The organism is Pseudomonas sp. TE6283 (genome assembly GCF_054060555.1).
This window is the reverse complement of record NZ_JBSSDH010000007.1, coordinates 221,585-235,549: the sequence shown is the minus strand read 5'-3', so window position 1 is coordinate 235,549 and position 13,965 is coordinate 221,585. Positions and strand designations below refer to the sequence as shown.

At 65.9% G+C, this 13,965-nt stretch carries 10 protein-coding genes; 6 read left to right on the top strand and 4 right to left on the bottom strand.

Annotation, left to right across the window (positions count from 1 at the left end; all coding sequences use genetic code 11):
* The first annotated feature begins 24 nt into the window (after positions 1–24).
* On the top strand, positions 25–1,767 hold the full coding sequence (locus ACVWZ5_RS12675; protein WP_457340654.1) for an autotransporter assembly complex protein TamA: 1,743 nt from the start codon (positions 25–27) through the stop codon (positions 1,765–1,767).
* Positions 1,764–5,438 carry a translocation/assembly module TamB domain-containing protein gene (locus ACVWZ5_RS12670; protein WP_457340653.1) on the top strand — a complete coding sequence of 1,225 codons (3,675 nt, stop codon included), beginning with the start codon at positions 1,764–1,766 and terminating at the stop codon, positions 5,436–5,438. The genes ACVWZ5_RS12675 and ACVWZ5_RS12670 overlap by 4 nt, the downstream gene beginning before the upstream one ends.
* A gap of 18 nt (positions 5,439–5,456) precedes the next feature.
* Here the strand turns inward: ACVWZ5_RS12670 and ACVWZ5_RS12665 are convergent, their stop codons facing one another.
* On the bottom strand, positions 5,457–5,837 hold the full coding sequence (locus tag ACVWZ5_RS12665; RefSeq protein WP_062574302.1) for a Mor transcription activator family protein: 381 nt from the start codon (positions 5,835–5,837) through the stop codon (positions 5,457–5,459).
* 425 nt (positions 5,838–6,262) lie between these two features.
* Here ACVWZ5_RS12665 and ACVWZ5_RS12660 point away from each other — a divergent pair, with 425 nt between their 5' ends.
* Positions 6,263–6,451, top strand: coding sequence for a hypothetical protein (locus ACVWZ5_RS12660; protein ID WP_011533313.1), 189 nt, complete (start codon positions 6,263–6,265; stop codon positions 6,449–6,451).
* A 36-nt stretch (positions 6,452–6,487) separates the two neighbouring features.
* Here ACVWZ5_RS12660 and ACVWZ5_RS12655 read toward each other — a convergent pair whose 3' ends face one another.
* Positions 6,488–6,850: a hypothetical protein gene (locus ACVWZ5_RS12655; protein ID WP_062574301.1), complete on the bottom strand. Its 363-nt coding sequence runs from the start codon at positions 6,848–6,850 to the stop codon at positions 6,488–6,490.
* Between the two features lie 199 nt (positions 6,851–7,049).
* Between ACVWZ5_RS12655 and pvdQ the strand changes: the two genes are divergently transcribed.
* Positions 7,050–9,356: a bifunctional acylase PvdQ gene (pvdQ, locus tag ACVWZ5_RS12650; RefSeq protein WP_457340652.1), complete on the top strand. Its 2,307-nt coding sequence runs from the start codon at positions 7,050–7,052 to the stop codon at positions 9,354–9,356.
* 37 nt (positions 9,357–9,393) lie between these two features.
* On the opposite strand, the gene ACVWZ5_RS12645 is transcribed toward pvdQ, so the two are convergent.
* Both ACVWZ5_RS12645 and ACVWZ5_RS12640 read right to left on the bottom strand, forming a co-directional pair.
* The gene (locus ACVWZ5_RS12645) at positions 9,394–10,116 is read right to left on the bottom strand and encodes a UDP-2,3-diacylglucosamine diphosphatase (RefSeq protein WP_062360385.1); all 723 of its coding nucleotides are present in this window, start codon (positions 10,114–10,116) and stop codon (positions 9,394–9,396) included.
* Entirely contained in the window at positions 10,113–10,613 is a 501-nt protein-coding gene (locus tag ACVWZ5_RS12640) for a peptidylprolyl isomerase (protein ID WP_062574299.1), read from the bottom strand. The genes ACVWZ5_RS12645 and ACVWZ5_RS12640 overlap by 4 nt, the downstream gene beginning before the upstream one ends.
* A gap of 248 nt (positions 10,614–10,861) precedes the next feature.
* On the opposite strand from ACVWZ5_RS12640, the gene ACVWZ5_RS12635 reads away from it, so the two are divergent.
* Together ACVWZ5_RS12635 and cysS are read left to right on the top strand one after the other, a co-directional pair.
* Positions 10,862–12,565 carry a glutamine--tRNA ligase/YqeY domain fusion protein gene (locus ACVWZ5_RS12635; RefSeq protein ID WP_186600519.1) on the top strand — a complete coding sequence of 568 codons (1,704 nt, stop codon included), beginning with the start codon at positions 10,862–10,864 and terminating at the stop codon, positions 12,563–12,565.
* Positions 12,566–12,574: 9 nt separating this feature from the next.
* Complete coding sequence (gene cysS, locus ACVWZ5_RS12630) at positions 12,575–13,957, top strand: cysteine--tRNA ligase (RefSeq protein WP_028690743.1); 1,383 nt, start codon at positions 12,575–12,577, stop codon at positions 13,955–13,957.
* The last annotated feature ends 8 nt before the right edge of the window (positions 13,958–13,965 follow it).

Below are 13,965 nucleotides of genomic sequence, written 5' to 3'. Positions count from 1 at the left end.
CTTTGCTCTGGTAGCATGCCGCGCATGACGTATTCAGGAAGACTTGGCTGGGGCCTGCTGTTGCTGGCCGCCAGCTCCATGGCATGGGCGCAGAGCGAATTGCTGGTGCGGGTCAAACCCGCCAACAAGGCGCTCAAGTCCAATATCGAAGGGTATATCGGCAGCCTGGGCGACCGCGACGAAGAAGCGCTGCTGCGTTTCAGCCGGGGCGCCGAGGAGCAGACGCGCAAGGCGGCCCAGGCCCTTGGCTACTACCAGGCGCGGGTCGAGACCGAGGTCAAGCCCGCAGGCGACAAGGACAAACCCGCGCAATTGATCATCCGGGTCGAGCCCGGCGAGCCTGTGCGCCTGCGCAACGTGACCGTGCGCATCGACGGGCCGGCCAGCGAGCTCAAGGTCTTTCGCATCCCCGACAGCAAGGCGCTGCGCCCGGGCGAGCAGCTCAACCACGGCACCTACGAGGATGCCAAGCGGCTGATCCAGAACCAGGCGTCGCGCTACGGCTTCTTCGCCGGGCGCTTCGAGCGCCAGCGCTTGGCGGTGGACCCGCAGGCCGGCGTGGCCGACATCGAGCTGGTCTACCAGAGCGGCCCGCGCTACCGTCTCGGCGCGGTGACCTTCGGCGGCGACGCGCCGCTGGACAACGACCTGCTGCAGCGCATGGTGTCGTTCAAGCCCGGTACCCCCTATGACTCAGAGCTGATCGCCGAACTCAACAACGACCTGCAATCGAGCGGCTACTTCGACAGCGTGCGGGTGGATGCCTCGCCCACCGCCGCGGTGGGCAAGGATATCCCGGTGGACGTGCGCCTCGATACCCGCAAGCCGCGTACCCTGGGCCTGGGCCTGGGCTTTTCCACCGACGTCGGGCCGCGTGGCAAGGCCAACTGGACCCGTCACTGGGTGAACCCGCAGGGCCACAGCTACGGCTGGGAAACCGAACTGTCGGCGCCCCGGCAGAACGTCGGGCTGTGGTACGACATCCCGCTGGATCCGCCGCTCACCGACAAGCTGCGCTTCGCTGGCGGCTACCAGAACGAGGAGATCTCCGGTACCGACACCTTGAGCAAGCTGCTCACCGTCGGCCCCGAGTGGCACAGCAAGCTGCCCAGTGGCTGGCAGCGCGTGATCTCGCTCAAGTACCAGCGTGAGGAGTACCGCCTGGGCGACGACTCGGGGCTGAGCAACCTGTTGATGCCAGGTGTCAGCTTTTCGTACCTGCGCAGCGACAACCGCATCGACCCGCACAACGGCTACCGCCTGCAGTTCGACCTGCAGGCGGCCAAGGAAGGCCTGGGTTCGGATACCAACCTGATCCATGGCAACGTGCTGCTCAAGGGCCTGACCACCCTGGGCAAGCGCCATCGTTTACTGGGTCGCGTGCAGTTCGGCGGCAGCGCCACCAACGGCTACCAGCAGAACATCCCGCCGTCGCTGCGCTTCTTCGCCGGTGGCGACCAGAGCGTGCGCGGCTACGACTATCAGTCGCTGTCGCCGAAGAACAACCAGGGCGACCGCATCGGCGGCCGCTATCTGGTGGCCGGCAGTGCCGAGTATCAGTATTCGATCGCGGAAAAGTGGCGCCTGGCGACCTTCGTCGACCAAGGCAACTCGTTCAACTCGCTGGAGTTTCCCAGCCTCAAGACCGGCGTCGGCATCGGCGTGCGCTGGGTGTCGCCGGTGGGGCCACTGCGCCTGGACCTGGCCCGCGCACTGGATGACGACGGTGGTTTTCGCTTGCACTTCTCCATGGGGCCCGAGCTTTGATGCGTGTGTTCAAACCGATCCTGCTGGTACTGGCGGGCCTGCTGGTGCTGATCGTCCTGGCGCTGGGGCTGGTGCTCGGCACCCAGGCGGGCAGCCGCTGGGCGCTGGCGCGGGTGCCGGGGCTCGAGGTCAGCGATTTTACCGGGCGCCTTGGCGGCAGCTGGCAGGCCAGCCTGTTGCGCTGGTCTGCTGGCGACGATCGGGTCGAGCTGCTGGCGCCGCAGTTGGCCTGGTCGCCGGCCTGCCTGCTGCGTGCGACCCTGTGCGTCGAACGCTTGCAGGCCGACCGCATCGACATGGCCTTTGCGCCGGGCGAAGACCAGCCCGACAGCGGTCCGCTGCAATTGCCAGCATTGAACCTGCCGCTGGCCATCGAGCTGGGCGAGGTCAAGGTGGGCCAGTTGCGCCTGGATGGCAGCGACCTGCTGGGCGACCTGAGCCTGGCGGCCCACTGGACCGCCAGCGGGCTGCGGGTGGACAGCCTGCAACTGCGCCGAGACGATCTGCACCTGGACGTTCAAGGTGACCTGACGCCCCTGGGTGACTGGCCACTGCAGCTGCAGGGCACGCTGCAACTGCCGACGGTGGATGGCAAGCCGTGGCAACTGGCCTTGAACGCCAAGGGCGAGCTGCAGAAGACCCTCGTCATCGAGGCCACCAGCAGCGGTTACCTGGACGCCCGGCTGAACGGCGAATTGCAGGCGCTGGCCGAGCATTTGCCGGCCCGCCTGAGCATCCGTTCGCAGGCTTTCAAGCCGGCCGGCGAGTTGCCCGACACCCTGCAACTGGACCAGCTCAAGCTTGACGCCCAGGGCGACCTGCTCAAGGGTTATCAACTCTCAGGCTCCGCCACCTTGCCCGCCGAGCAAGGGCCGGTGGGCCTGGTGCTGGCCGGCAAGGTGGACGCCAAGGGCGCCCGAATCGATGCCCTTGACCTCAATGCCAGCGACACGCAGCGCCTCAAGCTGCAGGCCAGCGCCGACTGGCAGCAGGACCTGAGCGCCGACGCCAGCCTCGACTGGCTGGACTTTCCCTGGTTGCGCCTGTATCCGCTGGAACAGGCGCCCCAGGTCACGATCAAGCGTTTCAACGCCCAGGTGCAGTACCGCGGCGGCAACTACAAGGGCGCGTTCAACGGCGATCTGGACGGCCCGGCGGGGGCCTTCACCCTGGCCAGCCCGTTCGAGGGTGACCTGGGCCAGGTACGCCTGCCGCAGCTGCTGCTCATCGCGGGGCAGGGCAAGGCTGCGGGCAGTGTCGCCTTGCGCTTTGCCGACACCCTGGCCTGGGATGTCGACCTGCAATTGTCGGCGCTGGATCCGGCCTATTGGCTGGCGGAGCTGCCGGGCACCCTGGCCGGTCCGCTGCGCAGCCAGGGCGAGCTCAAGCACGAGCAGTTGACGCTCAAGGCGCAACTGGACCTCAAGGGCCGCTTGCGTGGCCAGCCGGCGCTGGTCAAGGTCGACGCCGAGGGCGCCGGCGAGCGCTGGACCCTGGGCAGCCTGGCGGTACAACTGGGTGACAACCGCATCAACGGTAGCGCCAGCCTGCAGCAACGCCTGGCCGGGCGCATCGACCTCGACCTGCCACGCCTGGGCCAGCTCTGGCCGCAGTTGCAAGGACAGGCCAAGGGGCGCCTGGACCTGGCCGGTACCCTGGCCGCGCCCCAGGGCACCCTGGCCCTGCAGGGGCAGCAACTGGGCCAGGCCGACAACCGTGTGCAGCGCCTGGACCTGGACGCACGGCTGGACAATGTCCAGCGCGGCCAGCTGGCGCTCAAGGCCGGCGGGATACGCTTGGGGGATACCGCCCTGGGCAGCCTCGACGTGCAAGGCAAGGGCGATATCCGTCAGCAGGCCGTGACGCTGGCCCTCGACGGCCCGCAACTCAAGCTCGATCTGGCGCTGGACGGTGCGCTGAACAAGGGCGACTGGCGTGGCCGCCTGGCCAGCGGGCGCATCCAGGCCGGCGGCCAGGATTGGCAGCTGCAGGCGCCGGCGCGTCTGCAACGCCTGGCCAGCGGCCAGCTCGACTTTGGCGCCCACTGCTGGCGCTCCGGCCAGGCCAGCCTGTGCGGCGAGGACCAGCGCCTGGCACCGGAGCCGCGGCTGCGCTACCACCTCAAGCAGTTCCCGCTGGACAGCCTGGCGCAGTGGCTGCCCAAGGACTTCGCCTGGCAAGGCCTGCTGAACGCCGACATCAACCTCGATATCCCGGCCAGTGGGCCCAAGGGCAGCATCCGCATCGATGCCGGCGGCGGCACCCTGCGGGTGCGCGACAAGGACCGCTGGATCGATTTCCCCTACCAGGTGTTGCGCCTGGACAGCACCCTGGCGCCGCGCCGGGTCGACACCCGCGTGGATTTCCGTGGCGAGCGCCTGGGCGAGGTGAACCTGAATGCCCGCATCGACCCGCTGGGCCGCAACAAGCCGCTGTCCGGCGACTTCCGCCTGGCCGGGCTCGATCTGTCGGTCATCCGCCCGTTCCTGCCCATGGTCGAGCGCCTGGCCGGCCAGCTCAACGGCAGCGGCCGCCTGTCGGGCAGCCTGCTGGTGCCCCAGGTCAATGGCAACCTGGCCCTGAGCGGTGGCGAGGTCAGCGGCGCGGAGCTGCCGGTCAGCCTCGAGGACCTGTCGCTGCAGGCACTGATCGCCGGTGAACAGGTGCAGTTGAACGGCAACTGGCGCAGCGGCGCCGCCGGTCGCGGGCAACTGGCCGGTCACCTGACCTGGGGGCAGGCACTGGGCATGGATTTGCGCCTGCAGGGCCAGCAGCTGCCGGTCAGCGTCGAGCCGTACGCGGTACTGGAGGTGGCGCCCGACCTGACCCTACGCCTGCTGGACGACCGCCTGGCGGTCACCGGCAAGGTGCTGGTGCCCAAGGGCAAGATCACCGTGCGCGAGTTGCCGCCGTCGACGGTCAAGGTCTCGGACGACACGGTGATCGTTGGCCGCCAGACTGAACAGGGCAAGCCGCCGATGGCGGTGGCCATGGACATCGATGTCGAGGTCGGCAGCGAAAAACTGTCGTTCAAGGGCTTTGGCCTTACCGCCAACCTGCTGGGGCATGTGCATATAGGCGACAACCTCGATACCCGCGGCGAGCTGAGCCTGGCCGACGGGCGCTATCGGCAGTATGGGCAGAACCTGACCATCCGCCGCGCGCGCCTGTTGTTCGCCGGGCCCATCGACCAGCCTTACCTGGACATCGAGGCCATCCGCCAGGTCGATGACGTGATTGCCGGCATCCGCCTGAGCGGCAGTGCCGAGCAGCCGACCACCAAGGTGTTCTCGGAGCCGGCGATGAGCCAGGAGCAGGCGTTATCCTACTTGGTGCTGGGCCGGCCGCTGAACAGCTCCGGCGAGGACAACAACATGCTTGCCGAAGCGGCACTGGGCCTGGGCCTGATGGGCAGCGCCGGCCTGACCGGGGGGCTGGCCTCCAACCTGGGCATCGATGACTTCCAGCTCGACACCCAGGGTACGGGCAACAAGACCAGCGTGGTGGCCAGCGGCAACCTCACCGAGCGGCTCAGCCTGCGCTATGGCGTCGGCGTGTTCGAGCCCGCCAACACCATCGCCTTGCGCTACAAGCTCAGCAAGAAGGTCTACCTCGAGGCCGCCAGCGGCCTGGCCAGTTCGCTGGATATCTTCTACAAGCGCGATTTCTAAACCAGGTGGAGTGCCTGCTCAGCGGGCATGGCACTCCTGGCGACGAATATTGCCGATCTGCCGCAGGCTCAGGCCATATTTGTTGGCCAGCAGGCTGCGCGACAGCCCGCTGGCGCTTTCCTTCTGGATCTGCTGGTTGCGCAACTGGCGCTGGAAGTGATCGGGCTTGGGGATTTCCAGGGCCAGGCCGGCGTAGCGCTCGATCAGCGCGTCGAGTGCTTCGGCTGGCAGCACGTCGGCCAGCTTGCTGCGGTCACGATGCTTGGGAATGTACTTGGGGCGGCCGCCGAAGGCGCAGGTCAGGCGGTAGGCGCTGTCCAGGCCGATGCACTCGATCAGCGCCTGCAGCGATTGAGGCAGTTGGGTGATGTCGATATTGCTCAGGTCTGGCTTTTCCACGAAATGGTTCCTTCCGTCATGTAGGTTTGGCAGACGCCGAGGCCCGGATGGCTGCGGCGTGGTCGGCCACGGGTGGCGGTCCGAGTGGCGTGGTTCGATTTTCGAACAGCAGTGGAAAGGGTCGCTAGGCGCGAAGCGGACCGGAGCTTGTAGTCGCAGCTGCCTACTGTTTGCGGGCAACACGATAGCTTTAAGTAGGAAACGCCTTCACCCTTTGGCTGCAGGCCCCAAACCGTCTAGTGAAGGGGTTCCATGGTGGCAGTCTGGGTGGATGACCCAGTTGTGCGCCCAGGGATGTTCCGGGGTGGGTCTGGGGAGGGCAGGGAAAAGATGCGGCAGGAACTTCAGCGAGGGGAAAACGGGCGAGGTATCATGGCATCGGCTCCGCTGGAGCCTCATGTCCCCGATGTCGCAAGGAATTTCCGATGACCCACGTGCAGCGCCTCAAATACTCGATCCTGATCATCCTGGTGGTTCTGGGGATCATGCTCGGCCTAAGCTACCTGCAGAAGCAGGGCACTATCAGCGAGCAGACGTTCCAGTACATCGCCATCGCCATCGCGGTGGTCGTGGTGGTGATCAACGGGATCTTGCGGCGCAAGGTCAAGCCCTGAGACGGGCGGGCCGGCATATCCCTGCCGGCCAGGCGCTCAACGCGAGGCGGGTTGCTCGAGCACGGCCCGGGCCTGGGGGTTCAGGCTGTAGCACTTGTCGCTGCCCAGGCTGATGACGCCTTCGCTGCACAGGCGCTTGAGCACCTCGCGCACGCTCAGGAACGACAAGGGAATGTCCAGTTGCTCGAGTTGCGCATGCACGCCACGCACGCCGATGGTGCGGCCATTGCGCCCGGCGGTGTGCAGGGCGTCGATGACCTTCAGGCGGATCAGGCTGGTGCGCAGGCCGTAGGCGCGCAGCAGTTCGCGGATCTGTTCGTTGCCCACGCGTTCCTCCTGGGGAGCGGCGGCCTGGCCTGGGGCGGGCGGCGCCGATAGCGTATGTTGCGGGTTGTACATGTGAATGCTCCTTTTCGTGGACTGTCCCGAAATCATGGGTGCCTCACATCTAAAGACGAATGAGATCGACAAAACTGCAACCCTCGGTGAAAAAAATCTGACACGTTCTGTTGAGAACGTTGCAGCCTCGCGTCGACCGTAAAATTTTCATCCGGCCATTCGTCTGTTCGGGATGACCCCGATAGCACGAGGAGTGCCTGTGATCCCTCTTCCCCTGTTCCGCCTGGGCCTTGCCGCCGCCCTGGTTGCCTCCAGCCTGGTCGTTCAGGCACGGGAGGTCGCCGACGAGGCCTCTGCGCAGATCCGCCGTACCAGCTTCGGCGTGCCGCATATCCTGGCCAAGGACGAACGCGGCCTTGGCTACGGCATCGGTTATGCCTACGCCCAGGACAACCTGTGCCTGCTGGCCGGCGAGGTGCTGACGGTCAATGGCGAGCGCTCGCGCTATTTCGGCGGCGACGGCAAGACAGTCGAGCAGCGCGACAACCTGTCCAGCGACCTGTTCTTCACCTGGCTCAACGAACCGGCGGCGGTGGATGGCTTCCTGCAAGCACAGCCGCTGGCGGTGCGCGACCTGCTCGACGGCTACGCCAGCGGTTACAACCGCGCCCTGGGCGAGCGGCGCGCCCAAGGCCTGCCGGCCGAGTGCGGGGCAGGGGACTGGCTGCGGCCGATCAGCAGCCGTGACCTGGTCAAGCTGACCCGGCGCTTGCTGGCCGAAGGCGGTGTCGGTCAGTTCGTCGAGGCGGTGGTGGCCGCGACCCCGCCGAAGCTGGCGGCGCAACGCCCGGCGGTCGATTACGGCGTGGCCCTGGCGCGCCAGGCGCAGTTCGCCGCCGAGCGTGGCAGCAACGCCGTGGCGGTGGGCAGCGAGCGTTCGGCCAATGGTCGCGGGCTGCTACTGGCCAACCCGCATTTCCCCTGGATCGGCGGCATGCGCTTCTACCAGATGCAACTGACCATCCCCGGGCAACTGGATGTAATGGGCGCGGCCCTGCCGGGCCTGCCGGTGGTCAATATCGGTTTCAACCGACACCTGGCCTGGACCCACACTGTCGATACCTCGAAGCATTTCACCCTCTACCGCCTGCAGCTGGACCCCAAGGACGCGACCCGTTACCTGTTTGACGGCCAGTCGCTGCCGCTCGAACGTAAACAGCTCAAGGTCATGGTAAAGGACAAGGACGGCACGCTGAGCGAGGTGGAGCGTACGATCCACCTGTCGAAGTTCGGCCCGGTGGTGCAGTGGCCAGGGCGCCTGGACTGGGACAACCAGGCGGCCTACAGCCTGCGCGACGCCAACCTGGACAATACCCGGGTCCTGCAGCAGTGGTACCGGATCAACCGCGCCGATAGCCTGGAAACGCTCAAGGCCTCGGTGCGGCAGTTGCAGGGTATCCCCTGGGTCAACACCCTGGCGGTGGATGCTGCCGGCCAGGCCTTGTACCTGAACCAGTCGGTGGTGCCCTATGTCGACCAGGCGCTGCTGGCGCAGTGCAGCAATCCGGCGGCTTCCGGCCCGCTGGTGGTGCTCGATGGCTCGCGCAGTGCCTGCCAGTGGAAGGTCGATGCACAGGCGGCCCAGCCGGGGATCTTCCCGGCGAGCCTGCTGCCGAGCCTGGAACGGCGCGACTATGTGCAGCACGCCAACGATTCGGCATGGATGGCCAACCCGGCCCAACCGTTGACCGGTTTCTCGCCGCTGGTGAGTCGTGCCGACCAGCCCCTGGGCATGCGCAGCCGCTTTGCCCTGCAGCGCCTGCAGGGCCGGGACAAGCTGGGTGTCGGCGAACTGCGGCGCATGGTGTTCGATGACGAGGTGTACCAGGCCAGCCTGCTGCTGCCGGACCTGCTGCAGTGGTGCAAGGGCGTGGAGGCGGATCTGGAATCAGTGTGCGCCAGCCTGCGCGACTGGAACGGCAAGGCCGACCTGGACAGCGGAGTCGGTTTGCTCCATTTCATGAACATTGCCGACGCGTTGGCCGAGCACCCGCAAAGCTGGCGCGTGCCGTTCGACCCGACCGACCCGCAGCACACGCCGCGTGGCCTGGCGGTGGAGCAGGCCGCAGTAGGCAAGCTGCTGCGCGAGGCGGCGTTGGCGTCCCTGGCGCAGGTGGGCGAGGCGGGCATCACCGCTGATCAGCGTTGGGGGCAGATCCAGCAGGCTGCCGATGGCACGCCGGTGCCTGGTGGTCCGCAGGCCCTGGGCGTCTACAACGCGATGGTCAGTGTGCCGGTGGGGCCGGGCAAGCGCCTGGTGGTCAGTGGTTCGAGCTATCTGCAGGTGGTCAGCTTCACCGAGCAGGGGCCAAAGGCTCAGGGATTGCTGGCGTTCTCCCAGTCGAGCGAGCAGGCATCGGCGCATGCCGCCGATCAGACGCGGGCCTTCGCGGCCAAGCAACTGGCGCCGATCCCGTTCACCGAGGCACAGATCAAGGCTGATCCGCAGTATCGACGGTATGTGATCAGTGAGCGGGATAAGGGGCGGGTGGTCAGCGCCCAGTAACTGCGGGCTCTTTGTAGGAGCGCGCATGGGCGGTCGTTCAGGAAAACTCGAACGGCGCCAGCTGGAAGCCCTGTTCGTCCACCTGCAACGCCCAGCCCCGGCGGTCCCAGTCCCCCAGCACGATACGCCGCGCCGGCTGGCCATCGACCACCAGCTTGTGCAACGCCGGCCGGTGGGTGTGGCCGTGGACCAGGGTGCGCACGCCATGGGCGGCCATCACCTTGGGTACTTCCTCGGGAGTGACGTCGACGATCTCGGTGCTCTTCATGCGCACCTGCGTACTGCTTTCGCTGCGCAGCTTGCGCGCCAGCTTGTGCCGCGTGCCCAGCGGCAGGTGCCGCAGGATCCACAGGGTCAGCGGGTTGCGCAGGTAGCGGCGCAGCTTCATGTAGGCCACATCACGGGTGCACAGGGTGTCGCCGTGCATCAGCAGCACCGCCTCGCCGCCGAGCTCGACCACGCTGGGGTCGGCCAGCAGGGTGCAGCCGGCGGCGTCGCAGAACGCCTGGCCGATGAGGAAATCGCGGTTGCCGTGCATCAGGTAGATCGCCGTGCCGCTGTCGCTCAGCCGGCGCAGGGCCTGGCAGATCGACTGCTGGAACGGCGTCATTGCATCGTCGCCGATCCAGGCCTCGAAGAAGTCGCCGAGGATGTACAGCGCCTTGGCGTGGCGGGCGCGGCCGTCGAGCAGATCAAGAAACGCCCGGGTGATGTCCGGGCGTTCTTCTTGCAGGTGCAGATCGGAGATCAGCAGTATCACTCAATGATCTCGGCTTTCTCGATGATCACGTCTTCTTTCGGTACGTCCTGGTGGCCAGACTTGGAACCGGTAGCGACTTTCTCGATGGCGTCGACCACTTCCTTGCCTTCGATCACTTCACCGAATACCGCGTAGCCCCAGCCCTGCACGTTCTTGCCGTTGTGGTTGAGGAAACCGTTGTCGGAGGCGTTGATGAAGAACTGCGCGGAGGCCGAATGCGGCTCCATGGTACGGGCCATGGCGATGGTGTACTTGTCGTTCTTCAGGCCGTTGTCAGCTTCGTTCTGGATGCTGGCGCGGGTCTTCTTCTGGCTCATGTTTGCGTCGAAACCGCCGCCCTGGATCATGAAACCCTTGATCACGCGGTGGAAGATGGTGCCATCGTAGTGGCCTTCCTTGACGTACTGAACGAAGTTCTCGGTGGTCAGCGGGGCTTTTTTGGCATTCAGTTGCAGGACGATATCGCCGTGGTTGGTGCTCAGTTTGACTTTGGACATGCTGAAATTCGCTCTTTCAAGGCATTCGGGAAATAGGGTGCGCGGTGCGCTCGGATAACCTGACGCAGGATCAGGCAGCCGCGGCACACGCCACTGGGTCGACATTCTGCCGGATTGTAGACCGCTGCGGCGACAAAACGCGCCACTTTGTCGGTGCTCCGGCTGTCAGCAGCTTGACTGCTTCGGCTATGATAGGCCCTTTGATTCAATCGGCCTACCCGGGCCGGCTACCTGCATTCAAGGACACTATGAGCAAGCCCACTGCCGACAACGCGCCAAACGCCGCTGCCAAAGGCGCACCCGCCGTCCCTGTGAACTTCCTGCGGCCGATCGTCCAGGCCGACCTGGACTCGGGCAAGCACCAGAGCATCGTCACCCGTTTCCCGCCGGAGCCCAACGGTTACCTGCACATCGGCCACGCCAAGTCGATCTGCGTCAACTTCGGCCTGGCCAAGGAATTCGGCGGTGTCTGCCACCTGCGTTTCGACGACACCAACCCGGCCAAGGAAGACCAGGAGTACATCGACTCCATCCAGCGTGACGTCAAGTGGCTGGGCTTCGAGTGGGCGGGCCCGGTGCGCTATGCCTCGGACTACTTCGAGCAACTGCACGCCTGGGCCGTGGAGCTGATCAAGTCCGGCAACGCCTATGTCTGCGACCTGACCCCCGAGCAGGCCAAGGAATACCGTGGCAGCCTGACCGAGGCCGGCAAGAACAGCCCGTTCCGCGAGCGCAGCGTCGAGGAGAACCTGGACCTGTTCGCGCGCATGAAGGCCGGCGAGTTCAAGGACGGCGAGCGCGTGTTGCGCGCCAAGATCGACATGGCCTCGCCGAACATGAACCTGCGTGACCCGATCCTGTACCGCATTCGCCATGCCCATCATCACCAGACCGGTGACAAGTGGTGCATCTACCCCAACTACGACTTCACCCACGGTCAGTCGGACGCCATCGAAGGCATCACCCACTCGATCTGCACCCTGGAGTTCGAAAGCCACCGTCCGCTGTACGACTGGTTCCTCGACAAGCTGCCGGTGCCGGCGCACCCGCGCCAGTACGAGTTCAGCCGCCTGAACCTGAACTACACCATCACCTCCAAGCGCAAGCTCAAGCAGTTGGTGGACGAAGGTCATGTCGAGTCCTGGGACGATCCGCGCATGTCGACCCTGTCGGGCTACCGCCGCCGCGGTTACACCCCGGCCTCGATCCGCAACTTCTGCGAGATGATCGGCACCAACCGTTCCGACGGCGTGGTCGACATGGCGATGCTCGAATTCAGCATCCGCGACGACCTCGACCGTACCGCGCCACGCGCCATGTGCGTGCTGCGCCCACTGAAAGTTGTGATCACCAACTACCCAGAGGACCAGGTCGAGCAGCTCGAACTGCCGCGCCATCCGAAGGAAGACATGGGCGTGCGCGTACTGCCGTTCGCCCGCGAGCTGTACATCGACCGCGACGACTTCATGGAAGAGCCGCCCAAGGGCTACAAGCGCCTGGAGCCGGCCGGTGAAGTGCGCCTGCGTGGCAGCTACGTGATCCGCGCCGACGAGGCGATCAAGGATGCCGACGGCAACATCGTCGAGCTGCGCTGCTCGTACGATCCGGACACCCTGGGCAAGAACCCCGAGGGCCGCAAGGTCAAGGGCGTGATCCACTGGGTGCCGGCGCAAGGCAGCGTCGAGTGCGAAGTGCGTCTGTACGACCGCCTGTTCCGCTCCGCCAACCCGGAGAAGACCGAAGACGGCGGCAGCTTCCTCGACAACATCAACCCCGATTCGCTGCAGGTACTCAGCGGTTGTCGCGCGGAACCTTCCCTGGGCCAGGCCCAGCCAGAAGACCGCTTCCAGTTCGAGCGCGAAGGCTACTTCTGCGCCGACCTGAAAGACTCCCAGCCGGGTCGCCCGGTATTCAACCGGACCGTGACCCTGCGCGATTCGTGGGGCAGCTGAGGAACCTTCGTGCTTACCATCTACAACACGCTGAGCAAGACCAAGGAAGTTTTCAAGCCGCTGGACGGCAACAAGGTGCGCATGTACGTGTGCGGCATGACCGTGTACGACTACTGCCACCTGGGCCACGGCCGCAGCATGGTGGCTTTCGACCTGGTCACCCGCTGGCTGCGCAAGAGCGGCTATGAGCTGACCTATGTGCGCAACATCACCGACATCGACGACAAGATCATCAACCGGGCGAACGAGAACGGCGAGTCGTTCGACGCGCTGACTGCCCGCATGATCGACGCGATGCACGAGGACGAGCGCCGCCTGAGCATCCTGCCGCCGGACCTGGAGCCGCGTGCCACCGACCATATCCCCGGCATGCACGCGATGATCCAGACCCTGATCGACAAGGGCTATGCCTACGCGCCGGGCAACGGCGACGTGTACTACCGGGTCGGCAAGTTCGTCGGTTACGGCAAGCTGTCGCGCAAGAAGATCGAAGACCTGCGCATCGGTGCCCGCATCGAGGTCGACGAGGCCAAGCAGGATCCGCTGGACTTCGTCCTGTGGAAGGGCGTCAAGCCCGGCGAGCCGAGCTGGGAGTCGCCGTGGGGCCCGGGCCGTCCGGGCTGGCACATCGAGTGCTCGGTGATGTCTACTTGCTGCCTGGGCGAGAGCTTCGACATCCACGGCGGCGGCAGCGACCTGGAGTTCCCGCACCACGAGAACGAGATCGCCCAGAGCGAGGCGGCCACCGGTAAGCAGTATGCCAACGCCTGGATGCACTGCGGCATGATCCGTATCAATGGCGAGAAGATGTCCAAGTCGTTGAACAACTTCTTCACCATCCGCGACGTGCTCGACAAGTACCACCCGGAAGTGGTGCGCTACCTGCTGGTGGCCAGCCACTACCGCAGCGCGATCAACTACTCCGAGGACAGCCTGCGCGATGCCAAGGGCGCGCTCGAGCGCTTCTACCACGCGCTGCGCGGCCTGCCGCGGGTCGAGGCCAAGGGCGGCGAGGCGTTCGTCGAGCGCTTCACCGTGGCGATGAACGACGACTTCGGCACGCCGGAAGCCTGCGCCGTGCTGTTCGACCTGGTGCGCGAGATCAACCGACTGCGCGACAGCGACCCTGAGGCCGCCGCCGGCCTGGCGGGTCGTCTGCGCGAGCTGGGGGATGTGCTGGGCGTGCTGCAGCTGGAGGCCGATGACTTCCTGCGTGCCGGTGCCGAGGGCAAGGTCGATGCTGCCGAAGTGGAGGCGCTGATCCAGGCGCGTCTGCAGGCGCGCACCGACAAGAACTGGGCCGAGTCCGACCGTATCCGCGACCAGCTGACCGCCATGGGCGTGGTACTGGAAGACAGCAAGGGCACCACCACCTGGCGCCTGGCTGACTGATCGGCTCA

Coding starts and splice junctions, on each gene's coding strand:
- ACVWZ5_RS12675 (WP_457340654.1), top strand. CDS start 25: ATGACGTATTCAGGAAGACTTGGCTGGGGCCTGCTGTTGCTGGCCGCC.
- ACVWZ5_RS12660 (WP_011533313.1), top strand. CDS start 6,263: ATGACCCACGTGCAGCGCCTCAAATACTCGATCCTGATCATCCTGGTG.
- ACVWZ5_RS12655 (WP_062574301.1), bottom strand. CDS start 6,850: ATGTACAACCCGCAACATACGCTATCGGCGCCGCCCGCCCCAGGCCAG.
- ACVWZ5_RS12640 (WP_062574299.1), bottom strand. CDS start 10,613: ATGTCCAAAGTCAAACTGAGCACCAACCACGGCGATATCGTCCTGCAA.
- ACVWZ5_RS12635 (WP_186600519.1), top strand. CDS start 10,862: ATGAGCAAGCCCACTGCCGACAACGCGCCAAACGCCGCTGCCAAAGGC.